The sequence below is a fragment of the Frankia sp. Mgl5 genome, from assembly GCF_023242985.1.
GTDB lineage: Bacteria > Actinomycetota > Actinomycetes > Frankiales > Frankiaceae > Parafrankia > Parafrankia soli.
This window is the reverse complement of sequence record NZ_JALKFY010000811.1, coordinates 30,236-50,659: the sequence shown is the minus strand read 5'-3', so window position 1 is coordinate 50,659 and position 20,424 is coordinate 30,236. Positions and strand designations below refer to the sequence as shown.

Here is a 20,424-nt window from a genome sequence, read left to right as displayed (position 1 = left end):
CACTGGCTACCGGCTCAACCGGTCCGTGGTCGGGGTGTCGGCCGCGGGGTTTCGGGCCGTCGAGAGGTCAGTCGGTGCGCAGGCGCGGGTCGATGGCCAGGTACAGCAGGTCCACGGCCGTGGAGATGATCACGAAGACCAGCGCCGAGAGCAGCACCACACCCATCACGACCGGCATGTCCCGGCTGCTGACCGCCTGCAGGGTCAGCGCGCCGATGCCCGGCCGGGCGAAGACCTTCTCCACGAACACCGCGCCGCCGAGCAGCGTGCCGGTGAGCCAGCCCGACAGGGTCACCAGCGGCACCGCCGCGTGCCGCAGCGCGTGCCGCAACCGGACCGCGGTCTGGCTCAGCCCGCGGGCCCGCGCCGTGGTCACGAAGGGCTGTTCGAGCGCCGCCTCCAGCCCCTCCCGCAGCACCTGGCCCAGGATCCCGGCCACCGGCAGAGCCAGGGTGAACGCCGGCAGCACCAGCGCGGAGAATCCCTCGTCGCCGGCCACCGGGAAGATCCTGATCCGGAAGGACAGCGCGGTGAGCAGCAGGATGCCCAGCCAGAACGACGGCATGGACACCGTGACCAGCTCCCAGACGTTGGCCACCGCACGCAGGGCGCGATTGCGCCCCGCGGTCACCACCGCGGAGGCCACCGCGAGCACCACCGCCACGACGATCGCGGCCAGCGCGAGCTGCACGGTCGGCATGAGCTGGTCGCCGATCAGTGCCGACACCGGCTGCTGGAGCTGGTAGGACTCGCCGAGGTCGCCCTGCAGCAGCCGGCCCAGGTAGCTCAGATAGCGCACCACCACCGGCTCGTCCAGGCCCAGGTCGGTTCGGATCTGGGCCCGTACCTCGGCCGACGCCATCGTCGACGGGCCGAGAACGATAGCCACCGGGTCGCCGGGCAGGAGCTGTAGCGCGACGAACGCCGTCGTGGCCGCGCCCAGCATGACCGCCGCCGCGGCCGCCAACCGCCGCCCGACGGCGGCGGCGATCTTCCGGGGCCCGATGGTACGGACCCGGGCGGGTCCACCGAACCCGCCCGGGCGCACCGCGACCAGCCGGCTCTCACCCCGGCGCCAGGACCGGCGTCCGGTGGTCGCGGGTGTGGTCGTCATGCCTAGCTGCGCCACACGTCGTAGAGCAGCGGCTTGCCGTTCGGGTCGACCTTCAGGTCCTGCACGTCCTTGGCGACGGCGACGAGCTTGGTGGGGACGTAGAGGGGCAGCACGGCGGCGTCCTCCTCGACGACCTGGTGCTGCACCTTGGCGTACAGCTCGTCCCGCTTGGCCTGGTCAAGCGTGGCCGCGGCGGTCTCGGTCCACTCGTCCACCTCGGGGTTGTCGAGGTTGGCGGCGTTCTGGCCGCCGGTCGAGGGAGAGCTCGCCGAGTTGAAGAACCCGCGCAGGATGTCCGGCTCGAACCGGGTCCACGAGAAGTCGTACAGGTGGTACTCCCCGTTGAGCGCCAGGGTCACGTAGGCGCCGATGTCGAGGGACTGCCGGGTGACCTCCACGCCGATCTTCTTCAGGTCGGCCTGGATGGCCTGGGCGAGAACCTCCCGCTGCTCACGGGTGTGCGGCGGGTTCCACGGCCAGTCGATCTTCAGCCGGGTTCCGTCCTTCGTCCGGTACCCCTCGCCGTCGCGTCCCGTCCAGCCCGCCTCGTCGAGCAGCTTGTTGGCCGCCGCCGGGTCGAACTCGATGCTGTTCTCCAGCGTCGCGTCGTAGGACGGGGTGGACGGGGTCAGCGGGCTCCACGCCCGCTCGTACCTGCCGAAGTAGACCGTCTCGACAGCCTTGCTGACGTCCGCCCCGAGCTGGACGGCCCGCCGGACCCGCACGTCGTTCAGCGGCGCGCGCGCGGTGTTCAGGAAGACCGAGTAGGCGCCGCCCGGGTCCTGGATCGTCTCGATCCCCAGGCTGTCGTCCGCCTCGACACCCTGGATGTCCGACGGCGGGATGCTCGTGGCGATGTCGACCTGACCGCTGGTCGCGGCGCCGACCCGCACCGCGTCCTCGGTCAGGAACCGGAAGGTCACCTCGTCCAGGTAGGCCGCGCCGGTGTGGGCGGCCTGGTCCTGCGGTGCCCAGTTGTAGTCCGGGTTCCGCTTCAGGACGACGCTCTGGCCCTTGGTGTAGTTGGAGAAGACAAACGGGCCGGTGCCGATGATGGCGGTTCCGCCGGCGCACAGGGCGTCGGCGCCCTTGGTCAGCGACTTCGGCGAGTAGAAGCCGAGGTTGGGTGTGCTCGCGCCCTGCAGGAACGGGGCGAACGACTTGCTGAAGTTCACCTTCACCGTGTGCGCGTCGACGACGTCGGTACCGGTGTAGGGACCGAGCAGCGTGGCAGCGTACTGCGACTTCGTCTCCTTGGCGATGATGCGGTCGAAGTTCGCCTTGACCGCGGCCGCGTCGAACGGTGTGCCGTCGGTGAACTTCACGTCGCTACGGAGCTTGAACGTGTAGCTTTTCAGGTCGGGTGCGGCTTCCCAGGAGGTCGCCAGCCACGGGTGGAACTTGCCGTTCTTGTCGACGGCCACGAGCGAGTCGACCACGCCGCGCTCGATGTCACCGGTGACACCCTGAGGATTGACCTGGAGATCGAAGCAGGTCGGTTCGACATCAAGGGCATAGGTCAGCGACCCGCCGGCCTTGGGGCTCCCCGCGTCGGTCTCGGATGATGCGTTCGTCGAGTCCGAGCCACAGGCGGCCAGGGAAACTGCGGTGACCGCCGCCACAGCGATTAAAATGGTGCGGGCGGGTCTGGTGAGACGCATGCTTTTGCTCCGGGAGTATGGGAAAGAATACACAGGTGGTGCGCGCTCCGTATGCCACGGACAGTGTGTGCGGTGTTCGGGGCGCGCGGATACGGACGGGTGGTCGGCATCCGCTTTCTCGTCGACCGTGGGCCACCTTGTGAGTGCCCGAGGGTCGAACGCTGTCCGAGGACGTCGGCATGCCGGAATGAAGTTTGGTGAGAAACCGCTGGCAGCGTGCCGTGCTGCACGGAGCCGTGGCGAGGCCTGCGCGGTGGCTGAGCTGATGACCGCGCCGGGGCCGGGGCACGGTGGCCGGCGACCACGCCTCCAGGCGGGTTCCGGTGGCTTTTTGCTACCGTTGCGTCGCTGAGCCGGCGCCAATACGCCGCGGGTTCTCCCGGATTCGGCGTCGGCGGCCGAGGAGCGCCTGCCTGCCGACCGCGACGGCGCGTGGGAACTACGGTCGCGGTGCAGCTGCCCGGGGACAGCTCGCGCTCGAAACCCGGAGCAGGTCGACATGGCGCCGCACGGTGAGAAACGCCCGCGTGGGGGTACAGGTGATCTCTGGCAGGACTTGGTTCGGCATGTGTGAGATCACCCCCCCGGGTTTCATCTACGTGTTCGGCGGCGTTTCCGTGAGATCGGAGGCCGCAGCCTTTCGTTAACGAAATTTATCCTAAGGTGACTCCTTGTTGACAGGTAGGCGATGGTGGTGTGAAAAGTGTCACGTGGCGGTGTCCTGAAATCGACGGCCTCGTCGGCCGTGGCGGCTTCGTGGTTCTCCAGGCGGCGTTCCGCCCTCGTGTCCACGCCCGTCGTCACGCCGGTGGAGCCGGCGGGCTTTGTTACCGGGAGAATGCACGGATACGGTGTCCGGCCCAGTCCGGCCGAGTGGGTTCGGGGTCGGGGAACCCACTCGGCCCGCCATTTCGTCCGGCCGCCCCGCCCGGACGTCCTCCGGGAGGGCGTCAGGAACGGGGTGCGGGAATTTCCTCGCGGTCGCCGGGACGCGGCAGGCCGGGCCCGGCCGGAGCCGGAGCCGGGGCGGGTGCGGGCGCCTGGGCCGGCACCGGCACCGGCACCCCGGTGGACGGTCGGTCACGCAGGACCAGGGCGATGAACACGCCGATCGTCGCGGCCGTGATGGCGGAGACCAACCCGCCGGCTCGCAGCCCGTCGACCACGTCCGCGGCGCTCGGGACGGCTCCGCCGCCGAGGTCGAGGCCGGAGTTCGCCACCGCCACGATCACCGCCAGGCCCACCGCGCTGCCGATCTGCTGCGAGGTGGAGGCGACCGCGTTGGCGACGCCCTGCTCCTCGACCGCGACGCCGTGCCCGGCCGCCGAGAAGCACACCGTGAAGGCGATGCCGCCGCCGATGCCCCACACCGCGATGCCGGGCAGCAACGCCGGGTAGGAACCGTCCGGTGACATCGCCGGGACGAGTAGTCCGATGCCGACGCCGCACAGGAACAGCGCGATGCCCAGAGTCGCCCCGAAGCCGAGTCTGCCCACCGCGGCGGTGGCCAGCGGGCCGGCCCCCGCCATGGAGATCAGCGTCAGCGGGAGGAACGCCAACCCGGCCTCCAGCGGGCTGTAGCCGAGCACGTTCTGCAGGTAGGTGGTGAACAGGAAGTACTCGCCCGCGAGGGTGCCCGAGAAGACGAACACCGCCAGCACGGCGGTGGCCAGGCTCCGGTACCGCAACAGCCGGGGCGGCAGCAACGGGTTGCGCAGGCGCAGCTCGAGAACGGCGAACGCCACGCTGAGAACCACCCCGAGCGCGATCGCGCCGGTCGCCCGTACCGAGAGCCAGCCGGCGTCGGGCCCGCTGACCAGCCCGAACACGATCAGGGCGACACCCGCGGTGGCCAACAGACCGCCCGTGAGGTCGAAGCCGGCGTACCTGTCGTCGCGAAGTGTGTCCGGCGGGAGCAGCCTCGGTGTGACGGCGATGATGAGCGCCGCGACGGGAACGTTGACGAAGAAGACCCACTCCCAGCCGAGGTAGTTCGTGAGCACGCCGCCGAGCAGCGCGCCGGCTGCCAGCCCACCGCCGCCCGCGGCGCCCCACGTGGCCAGGGCTCGGGTGCGCTCGGCGCCGGCCGGGAAGATGATATTGATCAGGGTGAGGATTGTCGGGAAGAGCAGCGCGCCCCCGACGCCCTGCGCCGTCCGTGCCGTGATCAGCAGCCATGGCTCACTCGCGAGCCCGCCGACCAGCGAGGACACGCCGTAGACGCCCACGGCCGAAATGAAGATCCGCCGCGGCCCGAGGCGGTCCGCCGTCCGGCCGCCGAGCAGGAGCAAGCCGCCGAACGTGACGGCGTAGGCGCTGACGACCCACTGCAGTGACTGGGCGGAGAAGTCGAGCTCTCGTCCGATGTCCGGAAGCGCGACGTAAACGATGTTGTAGTCAATAGCGATCATGAACTCGGCGAACGCCAGGAGCGCGAGCACCAGCCCGAGACCTGGCCGCGGTCGGGGCACTGAAGCAGTCACTGGAGCTGCTCTTTCTGTCGTGGACGTCGGTCACCTGTCGGTGTGTCGCACGGACGCCAGAGGGCAGCGGGTGCGATCCGGGTGGCTGCAGTCTACACGCCGTTCGATTAGTCATCGCCACTTTATATTTGAACGGCAGGTTCATAATTGATCGGTGTGTAGTAACTGGGCGTTGTAACGTACCCCCGTGGACGGAGTGAAGCTGAGCCGGCGGGAGCGCCTCCGGGCCGAGACCGTGCGGGACATCAAGGAGATCGCGCTCCGGCACATGGCCGAGGGCGGCGCCGCGGCCCTGTCGCTGCGGGCCATCGCCCGCGAGATGGGGATGACCGCCGGTGCCCTCTACAGCTACTACGACACCCGCAACGACCTGATCACCGCTCTGATCGTCGAGGTGTACGAGTCGCTCGCCCGCTCGCTGGAGACCGCCCGCGCCGGCTGGCCCGGCGACCCGGCCGGCCAGATGCTGGCGGTCGGTCTCACCTACCGGGAGTGGGCGATCACGAACCCCCCCGAGTTCCAGCTGGTGTACGGCAATCCGATCCCCGGGTACCAGGTGCCCGAGGACGGCGCCGAGCTCGCGGCCGAACACCGCGCCTGCGGTGTGCTGATCAGGATCGTCGCCGCGGCCTGGCCGGTGATCCTGGCCGGCCGGGCGGCCTGCCCGTCACCGGCTCGGGACGATCGGCCGCTCCATCCGGACACCGGGCCGTACGCGTGGTCGGACTTCCGGCCGGACTTCGCGCTCATGGCCCGCGAGTCCTTTCCCGACCTGTCGCCCGACGCCGCCGCGCTGTCCCTGCGCATCTGGGGCCGGCTGCACGGTCTCGTCACGCTGGAGGTCTACGGCCATCTGCGGCCCCAGGTGACCGACCCGGCCCGGCTGTACCGCCACGAGCTGCGAGACCTCTGCGCCGGTCTCGGCCTCGGCCACGGCCCGACCGATCCGGGCGCTCATGACAGCCTGACGACGGAGGGCGGCCAGGCCGGGTCGCGCCGCGGTGCCGGGTCCGCGGCCACGCGGGGGTAGCGGGCCACGATCCGCCGGGACCGGATCCGCCACCCGTCATCCGCCCGCACCAGAACGTCCTCGTAGTCGCCGTTGGTGACCGCCCCGTCCGCGCCGACGGAGATGTAGCGGCTCAACGCCCGTGCCGTGCCGTCCTCGTCGATCAGGACCGCGGTGTTCACGGTCTGGTGGTCGGCGGCGTCCGGGGGCAGCCGCAGCAGGAACGCCGCGATCTCGTCGAAACCGCGCAGCAGCGTGCCGCTGCGCTCGAAGCTGACGGACGCGTCCTCGGTGAACACGAGCCCGAGGTCGTCCGTCTGCCTGTTGTCGACCACGTGCGCGAACAGGGCGAGGGTCTGGGTGATCTCGGCGAGGTCGGCGGGGGACGGTCTGGCGGTCATCTTCTTCCCTCCCGCTGGCGGCTGGGACCGCTCAGGCGGCGACGGCGCCGAGCTGGCTGAGGATGGTCAGCCGGTCGGGCAGCACCGAGTAGTTGACGATCTGGTTGTCGTGAAAGGTGATCAGGCTGACGCTGGTGGCGTCGATGGTCCGGCCGGTGGCGGGAACGCCCCACAGCTCGCCCTGGTGCGTGCCCTGGATCCGCCAGAAGACCACGACCCGGTCGTCCTCGGCGACGAGGTCGGTGACCGTCGCGCGGACGTCCGGCAGCGACTTGCGCAGCCCTTCGAGGTGGTCGCGGAAACCCTGGCGGCCACTGGCCCAGGCGGCCCGCGGGCCGTCGGTGCTCTCCTCGGCGACGAAGGTGTCCAGCAGCTCCGCCCTGCCCTCGGTGACCACCTCCTCGTAGAGCCGGCGGGCGATGTCCTTGTGGATGTCGACGCTCATCTTCAGTCCCTCCTGGTGCGTTCAGGCCTCGTGGAAACCGCTCGTGGAAGTGCGACGGCCACCGCGCGGGCGGCCACCGGCTCCGCGGCCTTTACTGGGGTGGCTCGCCGGAATAGGTGGGGGGCAGCAGGATTCCGTTCGAGGCGGTGACCCCGCCGTCCACGGGCAGCGTGACGCCGGTGATGTACGACGCCGCGGGTGAGGCCAGGAACCAGATGGCCTCCGCCTGCTCGCGCGGCTCGGCCCAGCGCCCCAACGGGATCCGGCGGGTCAGCGTCTTGGAGAACACCGGATCGGCGCGCTGACCGGCGGTGCGGGGGGTGGCGGTGAGCCCGGGGGCGACCGCGTTGATCCGGATGCCCTCGAAGGCGTAGTCCAGCGCGGCCGAGCGGACCAGGTTGTTCGCGGCGGCCTTCGTGGTGTTGTAGGCCCAGGTGTAGGGGTCGCCCCGCAGGCCCGCGCCGGACGACGTCACGACGATCGACCCGCCGCCGGCCTCCCGCAGGGCCGGAGCGGCCGCACGGATGCCCAGTACAAGGCCCCGCACGTTCACCGCGTAGATCGCGTCAAGACTTTCGACGGCCCCGGCGGCCTCGATCGGCGGGGCACCTCCGAGGCCGGCGTTGAGCACGGCCGCGTCCAGCCGGCCGAACCGTTCCACGGCCAGGGCCACCATGGCGTCGTTGGTCTCCGCGGTCGCCACGTCGCCCACCAGGGGCACGACATCCGGGTGCTCGTCGAGCTCGCCCAGCCCCTCCTTGGAGACGTCGACGGCGACGACGCCGAACCCGCGTTCAGCGAACAGCTCGACGCATGCCTTGCCGATGCCGGCCGCGGCGCCGGTGACGACGACTGATCCGCTGGGCATGCCGCTCCTCTTCTCGTAACATTCGGGTAGTGATCGAGCAACAAATTCGCCGGATGGGTCCCGCGTGCTATTCCCGCCGGCAGTAGAGGTCGGCGGGTGTGTCGATGATGTTTCCTGACTCTACAAGGGGACCCATTGGCGTCGCGCGGCTTTTCGCGCTTCTTTCCTCCGCTACCGGACAACAGGGAACGGGCAGGTCAGGCCGTTCGTCCGGGCTGGCGACGGGAGAACAACAACGAATGGTCGGGAACGGGCTACGTACATCTACCTAGCCCGGGTAGATGTACGTAGCCCGGTGTTTTCTGTTCAGTCGAGGGAGTCGAGGAAGCGCCGGATCGCCTCCAGCGTGGTGGGCGAGTGCTCCTCCAGGACGGAGAAGTGCTCGCCGGGTACGTCGACGGCCTCGTGCGGCGTCGGCCAGTACGCCTGCCAGCCGGTCGGGTCGTCCGGGTCGATGATCGTTCGCTTCAGCGGGTCCGCCGCGCGGATGAGGATCGTGGGGGTCGCCACCGGCTTCGGCTGCCAGCCGTGGAAGATCTTCACGTAGGCGCCCATCGTGGTCAGGCTCGCGTCGCTCCAGACCATCTGGTACCGGGCGACCCGCTCGATCATCCCGGTGATCATCGCGGTCAGCCACCAGTCGGCCATCCCCTCCCGCACGGCGCTCTCCGGCGGGTAGCTGTCCACGAGTACCAGCCCGGACGGCGCGATCCCGGCGTTCTCCAGCTCGGCGGCCACCGCGTGCGCGGCGACCCCGCCCATCGACCGGCCGACGAGGACGAACGGCCGGTCCTCGACGATGCGGACCACTTCGCGCACGTGCATCCCGATGTAGGTCGGTTCGTCGACGGGCAGGTGGTCGCTTTCGGCGTAGCCCGGCGACGGCAGGACGAACACGTCGCGCTCGCCGCGCAGCAGAGTCCCGAGCCGGGCGTACTCGTGCGGGCCCGAGATCGCGCTCATCGCCGGCAGGCAGATCAGGATGTGCCGGGCGGGGCCCTCGGCGAGCTGGAGGGTCGGCACGGTGTGCCGCTCGCTCGCCGCGGCGTCGAAGGTGGGCCGCAGATACGAGGCGACGACCAGCAGCTGCGCCGCCGCCGCGAACTGGTCCTGCGCGCACAGCGCCAGGTACAGCTCGGACAGCGGGCCCTCCCGCGGGCCGACCGCCCGCACCTCGGCCGCGGCCGAGGTGCCGTTCGCCGGCGCGGGCACCGTCGCGAACTGCTCGGCGACGAAGGCGGCGATGGCCGCCGGGGTCGGGTGGTCGAAGGTGAGGGTGGCCGGTAGCCGCAGGCCGGTGGCCGCGTTCAGCCGGTTGCGCAGCTCGACAGCGGTGAGGGAGTCCAGGCCGAGTTCGCCGAGGTCCCGCTCGGGCCCGACGGCGTCCGCGTCCTGGTGGCCCAGCACATTCGCCACCTCCCGGCGGACGTACTCCAGCAGGATCGACTCCCGCTCCTCGGCGGGCGCCGCCGCGAGCCGGCCGCGCACGGCTGCTCCGTCGCCACCGCCCGCCGCGCCACCGCGGGCGGCGCCACGGCGCGCCGGACGGACGAGCTCGCGCAGCAGCGGCGGGACCGGCTGGTCCCCCGTCGCGGCCCTGGTGCGGACGGGCGCCAGATCGAGAGCGGCGGGGATGACGAGGGGCTGGTCGAGCCGGCCGGCGGCGTCGAACAGGGTGAGGCCGTCGGCGGCGGACAGCGGCCGCAGCCCGCTCTGGCCGATGCGGCGGCGGTCCGCCGCACTGAGCTGTTCGGTGAAGGCACTCGCGTCTTCCCAGAGCCCCCAGGCGAGGCTGGTGGCGGGCAGCCCCTCCGCGCGGCGGTGCTGGGCGAGCGCGTCGAGGAAGCTGTTCGCCGCGGTGTAGCTGCCCTGCCCGGGCCCGCCGGCGATGCCGGCGACGGAGGAGTAGAGGACGAACGCGCGCAGGGGGTGCTCGCGGGTGAGGCGGTGCAGGTTCCAGGCGCCGTCGATCTTGGGGATGAGGACGCTTTCGAGGCGCTCGGGGGTGAGATTGACCAGGGCGGCGTCGTCGCTCGTGCCGGCGGTGTGGATGACGGCGGTGAGCGGGTGCTCCGGCGGGACGGTGGCGATCAGGCGCGCCACGGCGTCGGCCTCGGCGGTGTCGGTCGCCGTGATGGTGACGGTGGCGCCGAGCTCCTCCAGTTCGCCGCGCAGCGCCTCGGCGCGGGGGTGGCCGGGCCCCTGACGGCTGGTGAGAAGCAGATGGCGGACGTGGTGGCGCGTGACGAGATGGCGGGCGAGGTGCCCGGCAAGGGCGCCGAGGCCACCGGTGACGAGGACGGTGCCGTCGGGGTCGAGATTCCAGGGGCCCGCATCGGCCGGGTTGGTCGGATCGGTCGTGCCGGTGCCGGTGCCGGTGCCGGTGCCGGTGGCGGTGGCGGGGGTGGGGGTGGCGGTGGGGGTGGCGGTGACGAGCCGTGGTGCGTGGGCGGTGCCGCCCCGCAGCGCCGCCTGGTGCTCGCCGGTGGCCAGAGCGGTGGCGACGACGGCGGGGAGCACCCCGGTCGAGCCGGGATCGTGATCGGTGTCGACCAGGACGATGCGGCCGGGGTACTCCGCCTGAGCGGTGCGCAACAGGCCCCACAGCCCGGCGGCGCGCAGCTCGGGGGCCTCGCCGCCGACGCTGACCGCGTTCGAGGTGACCACGGCGAGCCTGCTCGCCTCCAGCCGGGCGTCGGACACGAACGACCGCAGCAGTTCCACCACCTGCGCCGTGAGGGCGCGGGCGGCACCCGCCACGTCCTGGCTGTCGTGGTCGTCCTGGCTGTCCTGGTCGGGTCGGTCCGTCGCCGGACGTCCGGTCGGGGCCGGGCCGACGGTGACCACGACGACGTCCGGCGCGTCCTCGCCCGCCTCGACCGCGGCGCCGAGCGAGGCGAGGTTGGGATGCTCTGCCACGGCGCCGCCACCGCCACCGCCACCGGGCCCGGTCAGTGTCGCCGCGATGTCAGCGGTGCCGGCGATGTCGGCCGTGCTGGCGGTGCCGGCCCCGATCACGGCCCACCTGGAAGGCACCGGGGCGGTGTCCACCAGCGTCAGTCGCGGCCAGGAGAGCTGGTAGAGAGAGTCCTGCCCGCCTGCCCGCGACGCGGCGAGCTGGGCCGCGGAGACGACGCGGGCCAGCAGCGAGTCCACCGTGATGACGGGAGCCCCGGTGGCGTCGGCGGCCCGCAGCGAGATCTCGTCGGTTCCGTGGATGGTGAGGTGGACGCGCAGGGTGGTGGGGCCGGTGGCGTGCAGGCGGACGCCGTTCCAGGCGAAGGGCAGCCGGCTGTGGCCCGCCGGGACGTCCGGCAGTCGGCTCAGCGCGGCGGCGTGCAGCGCGGCGTCGAGCAGCGCGGGGTGGACGCCGAAGGCGCCGGCCTGGTCGGTCTCGGTGTCGGGCAGGGTGACCTCGGCGTAGAGGTCGTCGCCGTCGCGCCAGGCGGCGCGCAGGCCCTGGAAGGTGGGCCCGTAGGCGAGCCCGGACGCGGCCAGCGCGTCGTAGACGCCCTCGACCGGCACCTGCTCGGCTCCCGGCGGCGGCCATGCGGTCAGCGCCTCCGGCTCCGCCGTGCCCTCGTTGTCGGCGGCGGCGAAGATCCCGCTCGCGTGGCGGATCCATCCGCCGTCGGGCTCGTCCTCGCGCTGCGGGCGCGAGTGGATGCTGACGGGGCGGCGACCGGCGTCGTCCGGGGCGGCGACGGTGACCTGGAGGGCGACCGCGCCGCGCTCGGGAAGGATGAGAGGGGTCTCGAAGACCAGCTCGTCGAGCTCACCCACGCCGAGCGTGTCCCCGGCGCGCAGCGCTAGGTCGATGAAGGCGGTGCCCGGGACGAGGACGTTGCCCTGCACGGCGTGGTCGGCGAGCCACGGGTGGGTTGTCAGGGAGATCCGCCCGGAGAGCACGATCCCGTCCTGGTCGGCCAGCCCGATCGCCGCGCCGAGCAGCGGATGGTCGGCGCCGACGAGGCCGAGCTCCGCGGCGCTGCGCCCGCCCGTCGACGCCTCCTCCAGCCAGTAGCGCTGGCGCTGGAAGGGGTAGGTGGGCAGGGCGGCGGCGAGGTGGTGGGGATCGCTGCCGGTGTCGCTGGTGGTGGTGGCCTTGCTGGTGGTGGCCTGGCTGGTGGGGGTGAGGGTGGTTGCGGTGGGGGTGTGGCCGTGGGTGTGGAGGGTGGCGAGGGCGGTGGGGATGGTGGTGGTGGGGGGTCGGTTGCGTCGGAGGGTGGGGATGACGACGGGCGTGCTGTCGCTGTCGTCGGTGGTGAGGGTTTGGGTGGTGAGGGTGGTGAGGGTGGTGTCGGGTCCGAGTTCGAGGTAGGTGGTGACGCCGGTGTGGTGGAGGGTGGTGATGCCGTTGGTGTAGCGGACGGTGTGGCGGATGTGGCGGGTCCAGTAGTCGGGGTTGGTGAGTTCTTCTGGGGTGGCGAGCTTGCCGGTGAGGTTGGAGATGAGGGGGATGGTGGGTGGCTGGTAGGTGAGGCTGGTGGCGATGTCGCGGAAGGGTTCGAGGATGGGTTCGGTGAGGGGGCTGTGGAAGGCGTGGCTGACGGTGAGTCGGCGGGTTTTCACGCCGTTTTGTGCTGCTGTGTCGGCGATGGTGTTGAGGTCGTGGGTGGGTCCGGCGAGGACGGTGTTGGTGGGGCTGTTGAGGGCGGCGATGTCGACCTGGGGATAGCCGTCGAGGAATACCCGTGCGGTGTGTTCGTCGGTGTTGAGGGTGAGCATTCCGCCGCCGGGGGGGAGGGATTGGAGGAGGTGTGCGCGGGCGGCGACGAGGTGGGCGGCGTCGTGGAGGGTGAGGATGCCGGCGAGGTGGGCGGCGGTGATTTCGCCGAGGCTGTGGCCGATGAGGTAGTCGGGGGTGATGCCGTGGAAGGCGAGGAGGCGGTGGAGGGCGATTTGGAGGGCGAAGAGGGTGGGTTGGGTCCAGGCGGTTTGGTGGATGAGGTCGGCGTGGGGGCTGTCGGGGTCGGCGTGCAGAACTGTGAGGAGGGGTTGGTCGAGGTGGGGGTCGAGGGCGGCGGCGACTTCGTTGAGGGCGGCGGTGTAGACGGGGTGGGTGGTGTAGAGGTCGCGGCCCATGGCGGGGTGTTGGCTGCCCTGGCCGCTGAGGAGGAACGCGAGTGGTCCGCTGCTCGCGGTGCCGGTGACGACGTGGGGGGATGAGCGGTTGTCGGCGAGTGCGTCCAGGCCGGTGAGTAGTTCGGATTTGTTCCTGGCGAGGATGACGGCCCGGTGGTTGAACACGGTGCGGGTGGCGAGGGCGGCGGCCAGGTCGTCCACGGAGAGAACACCGCCACCGGCCCCGCCGTCGGTGTCGGCACCGGTCTCGCGCAGGTGTGTGGCCAGGCGGCGGCCCTGTTCGCGGACCGCCGCGTCGCTGCGCGCTGACAACGGCACCAGAACAGGGGTGACTGTCGTGACCGGCGGGGGAGCCGGCTCGCCCGGCTCGTCGGCCGCGTCGGCACCGGGAGCCTCTTCGAGGATGACGTGGGCGTTGGTGCCACTGATCCCGAAGGCGGAGACGGCGGCGCGGCGGGGATGGCCGTTGCGGTGCCACGGCTGTGATTCGGTGAGCAGCCTGACCGTGCCGTCGGACCAGTCGACGTGCCCGGTCGGGCGCTCGACGTGCAGCGTCGCCGGGAGGGTCTCGTTGCGGAGGGCGAGCACCGTCTTGATGACGCCGGCGGCACCGGCGGCGGCCTGGGTGTGGCCGATGTTGGACTTGAGGCTGCCGAGCCACAGCGGCTGGTCGGCGGGGCGGTCCTGGCCGTAGGTGGCGAGGACGGCCTGCGCCTCGATGGGGTCGCCGAGGGTGGTGCCGGTGCCGTGGGCCTCGACCGCGTCGACGTCGGCCGGGCTCAGTCGGGCGTTCGCCAGGGCGGCGCGGATGACGCGTTGTTGGGCGGGTCCGTTGGGTGCGGTGAGGCCGTTGGAGGCGCCGTCCTGGTTGATGGCGGTGCCGCGGATGACGGCGAGGATGGGGTGGTTGTTGGCGTGGGCGTCGCTGAGGCGTTCGACGAGGAGCATGGTGGCGCCTTCGGCCCAGCCGGTGCCGTCGGCGGTGGCGGAGAAGGCTTTGCAGCGTCCGTCGGGGGCGAGGCCGCGCTGGCGGGAGAACTCGACGAACTCGGTGGGCGTCGCCATCACGGCCACCCCGCCGGCCAGGGCGAGATCGGCCTCGCCGCTGCGCAGCGCCTGCGCGGCGAGATGCAACGTGACCAGTGAGGACGAGCAGGCGGTGTCGACGGTGACCGACGGTCCCTCGAGACCGAACGTGTACGAGACGCGGCCTGACGCGACGCTGCCGGCGCTACCCGTCCCCAGATAACCCTCGAGGTCCGGCGGGACGGTGCGCAGCCGCGTCGAGTAGTCGTGGTACATGACGCCGGCGAAGACGCCGGTGGTGGTGCCGCGCAGGGTGGTGGGGTCGATGCCGGCGCGTTCGATGGCTTCCCAGGCGGTTTCGAGCAGCAGGCGTTGCTGGGGGTCGGTGGCGAGGGCTTCGCGGGGGGAGATGCCGAAGAACTCGGCGTCGAAGTCGGCGGCGTCGTGCAGGAAGCCGCCGTGGCGGGTGTAGGACTTCCCGGTCGCGTCCGGGTCGGGGTCGAACAGGTCGTCGACGTCCCAGCCGCGGTTGACGGGGAACTCGCTGATCGCGTCGGTGCCGGTGGAGACGAGCTCCCACAGCTGTTCGGGGGTGCTGACCCCGCCGGGCAGGCGGCAGGCCATCCCCACGATCGCGATCGGCTCGTCCACCGGGCCGGTCGCGCCGCCGTGCCCCGCACCGCCGCGCTCCAGGCCGCCGCGCCCGGGCGTTCGCGGGCCGGCGCCGGCGCCGGAGCGCTGCGCGAGCGCGGCGTCCAGGTGGTCGGCGAGCGCGCCCGGACTGGGATGGTCGAAGGTGAGGGTGGCCGGCAGCTTCAGTCCGGTGGCCGTGCTCAGCCGGTTGCGCAGTTCCACCGCGGTCAGCGAGTCCAGGCCGATGGTCGTGAACGCCCGCTCCTCGGCGATGCCGTCCGCGTCGGCGTGCCCGAGCACGGCGGCGATCTCGGCGCGCACCAGCGTGAGCACCGCGGCCCGCCGGTCGGCCGGCGGCAGGCCCGCCAGTCGCTGGGCGAGGGCCGGACCGGCGGTGTCACCTGGGCTGGCAGCCCCGCCCGCGAGCCGGCGGACCGGTCGGACGAGCCCGCGGAACAGCGGCGGCACCCCGTCACGGGCCGCCCGGGCGCGGATGGTGGCCAGGTCGAAGCCCGCGGGGACGACTAGGGGCCGGTCGAGCGTGCCGGCGGCGTCGAACAGGGCGAGGCCGTCGGTGGCGGACAGCGGCCGCAGCCCTCCCGCGCTCAGCCGCGCCCGGTCGGCGGTGCTGAGCTGTTCGGTGAGGGTGCTGGTGTCGTCCCAGAGCCCCCAGGCGAGGCTGGTGGCGGGGAGCCCCTGGGTGCGGCGGTGGTGGGCGAGGGCGTCGAGGAAGGTGTTCGCCGCGGCGTAGTTGGCCTGGCCGGCGTTGCCGGTGATGCCGGCGATGGAGGAGTAGAGGACGAAGGCGCGCAGGGGCTGGTCGCGGGTGAGGCGGTGCAGGTTCCAGGCGCCGTCGATCTTGGGTGTGAGGACGCCTTCGAGGCGGTCGGCGGTGAGGTTGGTGAGCGTGGTGTCGTCGAGGGTGCCGGCGGTGTGGATGACGGCGGTGAGGCGGTGTTCGGCGGGGAGGGCGCCGAGCAGCCGCGCGACGGCGTCGGGGTCGGCGGTGTCGGTGGCGCTGATGGTCACGGTGGCGCCGAGGTTCCCCAGCTCGCCGCGCAGCGCCTCGGCCCGGGGGTGATCCGGGCCCTGGCGGCTGGTGAGGAGCAGGTGCCGGATCCGGTGGTGGGTGACGAGGTGGCGGGCGAGGTGGCGGGCGAGGGTGCCGAGGCCGCCGGTGATGAGGACGGTCCCGTCCGGGTCGAGGTCCCAGGCGTCCGGGTCGGCTGGGTTGGCTGGGTCGGCCGGGGTGCCGGAGGCGGCGGTGTCGAGCCGCGGGGCGTGGGCGGTGCCGCGGCGCAGCGCCGTCTGGTGTTCGCCGGTGGCCAGGGCGGTGGCGATGAGGGCGGGGAGCGCCTCGGTCGATCCGGGGTCGTGATCGGTGTCGATCAGGAGGAAGCGGCCGGGCTGTTCGCTCTGCGCGGTGCGGAGCAGGCCCCACAACGGCGCGGCGACGAGGTCGACGTCCTCGCCGGCGACGCTGACCGCCCCGGAGGTGAGCACGACGAGGGCGGTGTCGGCCCACCGCGGGTCCCTGAGCCAGCTCTGCAGGAACACGAGGGTCTCGGCGGCGGCCGCCCGCGCCGGCGCCGGGATCTCGCCCGGGTCGATGTCGGCCCGGGCGGCGACCGGTGCGGCGAGAACCAGGCTCGGTACCGGGTCGCCCACGTCGACGCGGGCGACGAGCTCGTCGAGGCCGGCGACGCTCTGGTCACCGTGACCGGCCGAGCGCAGGACGGCGGCGAGGGCCGCCAGGTTGGGGTCGCCCGGCCCGCCCACCAGCGCCCACGTGCCGTCGGCGGCGGTGCCCTCGGTGGCCGCGGTGGAGCCGGCAGCGGTGGACGTCGGGCCGGCCACGAGGAGTTCCGGCCAGGCCAGCGTGAACAGCGGGCCGGTGCGGGGGCTGCCGGCTGAGCGCACCTGCTCGGCCGTGACGGAACGCAACGCCAGCCCGTCGATGGACACGACCTGGGCGCCGACGCCGTCCACCGCGGTGAGGGAGATCTGGTCGGGGCTGTCGGCCCGCAGCCGCACCCGCAGCGTGGTGGCGCCCGAGGCGTGCAGCCGGACCCCGCGCCACGCGAACGGCAGCCGGGTGTCGGACGACGTCCCGGCCAGGCCGGTCAGGTGCAGCGCGGCGTCGAGCAGTGCCGGGTGCAGGCCGAAGGCGCCCGCCTGCGCCGCGGCGTCCGCCGGCAGGGCGACCTCGGCGAACAGCTCCTCGCCCCGCCGCCAGGCGGCACGCAGCCCCTGGAAGGTCGGCCCGTAGGCCAGCCCGGAGGCGGCGAAGGCGTCGTAGAGGTGCTCGGTGCCGAGCTGGACGGCGCCCTCGGGCGGCCACTGCGCGAACGCCTCGACGCCGTCCGATCCGGCTGACCCGCCGGTGTCCGCGTCCAGGCCCCGCTCACCGGGCGAGCCGGGCTCGACGAGCAGGACGCCGTGCGCGTGCCGGGTCCAGTCCGCGTCGTCGGGCAGGTCATCGGGTGCGTCGCCGGAGGCGGCGTCGGGCCGGCTGTGCACGCTGACGGGTCGGCCGCCGGTGGCGTCGGCGGCGCCGACGGTGACCTGCACCTGGACCCCGCCGCGTTCCGGCAGGACCAGCGGGGCCTCGATGACCAGCTCGTCGAGGGCCTGCGCGCCGATCTCGTCGCCCGCGCGGATCGCGAGCTCCACCAGGGCCGTGCCGGGAACCACGACTGACCCGAACACCACGTGGTCGGCCAGCCACGGATGGGTGCGCAGCGAGAGCAGGCCGGTGAACAGCGACCCGTCGGAGTCCGCGAGCCGCACGGTCGCCCCGAGCAGCGGGTGACCGGCCGGGCGCAGCCCCAGCCCGGAGACCTCACCACTGGGCGCGGTGGACGAGCCGTCCAGCCAGAACCGCCGGCGCGCGAAGGCGTAGGTGGGCAGGTCGACCCGCTGGCCGGAACGACCGGCGTAGACGGCTTCGGCGTCGAACCGGGCACCGCGGACGTGCGCCTGCGCCAGCGAGGTGTGGAACCGGATCAGCCCGCCGTCGCCGCGACGCAGCGTCTCCACGAGGGCGACCGGCCCGGACGTCTCACCGACGGCGTCGAGGGTTTCGGCGAGGGCGGTGGTGAGGACGGGGTGGGGGCTGATTTCGAGGAACAGGTCGTGGCCGGTGTCGAGGAGGGTGCGGGTGGCGTGGTCGAACAGGACGGGTTGGCGCAGGTTGGTGTACCAGTAGTCGGCGGTGAGGGTGGTGGGGTCGATCCAGTCGGCGGTGACGGTGGACAGGATCGGGATGGTGGCGGGTTGCGGGCGGATGGGGGCGAGGGCGGCGAGCAGCTCGTCGCGGACGGCCTCCATCCGCGGGGAGTGCGAGGCGTAGCCCACTGGGACGTCCCGCACGGGAACGCCCTCGGCGCGCAGACCCGTGGTGAACTCGTCGAGCGCCTCCCGCGGGCCGGCGAGCGCGGCGCTGGTCGGGCTGTTGTGGACGGCGATGGTCACGCCGCCGGCGCCGTCCCGGAAGCGGGCCAGCCGCTCGCGGATCCGCTCGACGGGCAGCTTCACCGACACCACCGCGCCGGGTTCGGGCAGGGAGCCGAGGATCCGGGCGCGCCGGGCACTGACCAGTGCGGCGTCGGCCAGGGTGAGGGCGCCGGCGATGTGGGCGGCGGCGATCTCGCCCTGGCTGTGGCCGACGACGGCCTGCGGGTGCACGCCGTGGTGCTGCCAGAGCCGGGCCAGGGCGACGAGCACCGCGAACACCGCGGGCTGGGAGACCTCGACGCGGTCGAGGCTCGCGGCGCCGGGGGCCTCGTTGAGGACGTCCAGCAGGTTCCAGTCGACGTGCGGGGCGAGGGCCGCGGCGACGGCGTGGATGTGCTCGGCGAAGACCGGGCTGGTGGCGAGCAGCTCACGGGCCATCCCCGGCCACAGGCTGCCCGCGCCGGGGAAGACGAACACGGTGGTGGCGGTGGTGTCGGCGGTGCCGCGCACGATTCGCGCGCCGGGCGTTCCCGGTGTGTCGGCCCGGTCGGGTGCCCCGGCGGCGAGGGCCGCGAGCCCCGCCTGGAACCCCGCCCGGTCCGCGGCGACGACCACGGCGCGGTGCTCCAGTGCGCCCCGCGTGGTGACGAGCGCGTGGCCGACGTCGGCGGGCGTGAGCTCCGGCCGGGCCTCGACGAACGCGGCCAGCCGGGCGGCCTGCCCGCCGAGGGCCTCGGGGGTGCGTGCCGACACCACCCAGGGCAGCGCGGTGCCGCGGCCGGCCGCAGCGTCCGGCGCGGGCTGCCCGGTCTGCCCGTTCGTGTCGTGGCCGGTCTCGCCGGTCTCGCCAGCCGGAGCCTCCTCGAGGATGAGGTGGGCGTTGGTGCCGCTGATGCCGAAGGCGGAGACGGCGGCGCGGCGCGGCCGGTCGGGGGTGGCCGGCCAGTCGACGGGTTCGCTGAGCAGCGTGACGGCGCCGGCCGACCAGTCGACGTGTGGGCTCGGCGCGTCGACGTGCAGCGTCGCGGGCAACCGGCTGTTGGCCAGCGCGCCGGCCAGTTTGATGATGCCGGCGACGCCGGCGGCGGCCTGGGTGTGGCCGATGTTGGACTTCAGGCTGCCCAGGTGCAGCGGCCGGTCGGCGGGCCGGTTCTGGCCGTAGGTGGCGAGGAGGGCCTGGGCCTCGATGGGGTCGCCGAGGGTGGTGCCGGTGCCGTGGGCCTCGACGGCGTCGACGTCCGCGGGGGTGAGCTGGGCGTTGGCCAGGGCGGCGCGGATGACCCGCTGCTGGGACGGGCCGTTCGGCGCGGTGAGCTGGCTGGACGTCCCGTCCGAGTTCACGGCGCTGCCGCGGATCACGGCGTGGATGTGGTGGCCGAGCCGCCGGGCGTCGGACAGCTTCTCCAGGACGAGCAGGCCGACGCCCTCACCCCAGGCGGTGCCGTCGGCGGCGGCGGCGAACGGCTTGCACCGCCCGTCCGGGGCGAGCCCGCGCTGCCGGGAGAACTCCACGAACATGCCGGGGGAGGACATGACCGTCACCCCGCCGGCCAGCGCCAGGCCGCACTCCCCGCCGCGCAGCGCCTGCACGGCGAGGTGGATCGCGACCAGCGAGGACGAGCAGGCGGTGTCGACGGTCACCGCCGGGCCCTCCAGGCCGAGGGCGTAGGCGATCCGTCCGGAGGCGACCGAGGTGGTGCTCCCCGTCAGCACGTACCCGTCGACGCGCTCGGGGGTCGTCTGGTGCAGGCGCGGGGTGTACTCCTGGGCGATCACGCCCGCGAACACGCCGGTGGACGTCCCGCGCAGCGAGATCGGGTCGATGCCCGCCCGCTCCACGGCCTCCCAGGCCGTCTCCAGCAGCAGGCGCTGCTGCGGGTCGGTGGCGAGGGCCTCCCGGGGCGAGATGCCGAAGAACTCCGCGTCGAACTCGGGGGCGTCGAGCAGGAACCCGCCCTCGCGGGCGTAGGTCCGCCCGGGGCGGTCCGGGTCGGCGTCGTAGAGCCCCTCGACGTCCCACCCGCGGTTCGCCGGGAACGGGGTGATCACGTCCCGCCCGTCGGCGACGAGGCGCCACAGGTCCTCCGGGGAGGCCACCCCGCCCGGATAGCGGCAGCTCATCCCGACGATCGCGATCGGCTCGTGCCGGGCGGCCTCGCTCTCCCGCAGCTTCTGCCGGGTCTGGTGCAGATCGGCGGCCACCCGGTTCAGGTAGTCGCGGAGCTTCTCTTCGTTCGCCATGT

Annotated in this window: 9 protein-coding genes; 1 reads left to right on the top strand and 8 read right to left on the bottom strand. The window is 72.9% G+C overall.

The features are described 5' to 3' along the window. Positions 1-67 precede the first annotated feature (67 nt). From MXD62_RS31200 to MXD62_RS31190, 4 genes are all read right to left on the bottom strand, one after another. Complete coding sequence (locus MXD62_RS31200) at positions 68-1,114, bottom strand: ABC transporter permease (RefSeq protein WP_285224259.1); 1,047 nt, start codon at positions 1,112-1,114, stop codon at positions 68-70. Between the two features lie 2 nt (positions 1,115-1,116). After that, positions 1,117-2,775: an ABC transporter substrate-binding protein gene (locus MXD62_RS31195; RefSeq protein ID WP_248832951.1), complete on the bottom strand. Its 1,659-nt coding sequence runs from the start codon at positions 2,773-2,775 to the stop codon at positions 1,117-1,119. Positions 2,776-3,214: 439 nt separating this feature from the next. After that, entirely contained in the window at positions 3,215-3,343 is a 129-nt protein-coding gene (locus MXD62_RS41075) for a putative leader peptide (protein ID WP_368862478.1), read from the bottom strand. 382 nt (positions 3,344-3,725) lie between these two features. Then, the gene (locus MXD62_RS31190; RefSeq protein ID WP_248832950.1) at positions 3,726-5,258 is read right to left on the bottom strand and encodes an MFS transporter; all 1,533 of its coding nucleotides are present in this window, start codon (positions 5,256-5,258) and stop codon (positions 3,726-3,728) included. A 187-nt stretch (positions 5,259-5,445) separates the two neighbouring features. On the opposite strand from MXD62_RS31190, the gene MXD62_RS31185 reads away from it, so the two are divergent. Continuing rightward, entirely contained in the window at positions 5,446-6,288 is an 843-nt protein-coding gene (locus tag MXD62_RS31185; RefSeq protein ID WP_248832949.1) for a TetR/AcrR family transcriptional regulator, read from the top strand. Here MXD62_RS31185 and MXD62_RS31180 read toward each other — a convergent pair. The 4 genes from MXD62_RS31180 to MXD62_RS31160 form a co-directional block, all read right to left on the bottom strand. Beyond that, a complete protein-coding gene (locus tag MXD62_RS31180) occupies positions 6,213-6,668 on the bottom strand; it encodes a nuclear transport factor 2 family protein (protein WP_248832948.1) in 456 nt (151 codons plus the stop codon). The genes MXD62_RS31185 and MXD62_RS31180 overlap by 76 nt on opposite strands. A 31-nt stretch (positions 6,669-6,699) precedes the next feature. Continuing rightward, a complete protein-coding gene (locus MXD62_RS31175; RefSeq protein ID WP_248832947.1) occupies positions 6,700-7,113 on the bottom strand; it encodes an ester cyclase in 414 nt (137 codons plus the stop codon). A 91-nt stretch (positions 7,114-7,204) separates the two neighbouring features. After that, positions 7,205-7,981, bottom strand: a complete 777-nt coding sequence (locus MXD62_RS31170; protein ID WP_248832946.1) for an SDR family oxidoreductase — start codon at positions 7,979-7,981, stop codon at positions 7,205-7,207. A 306-nt stretch (positions 7,982-8,287) separates the two neighbouring features. Next, on the bottom strand, positions 8,288-20,422 hold the full coding sequence (locus MXD62_RS31160; protein WP_285224258.1) for a type I polyketide synthase: 12,135 nt from the start codon (positions 20,420-20,422) through the stop codon (positions 8,288-8,290). Between the last annotated feature and the right edge of the window lie 2 nt (positions 20,423-20,424).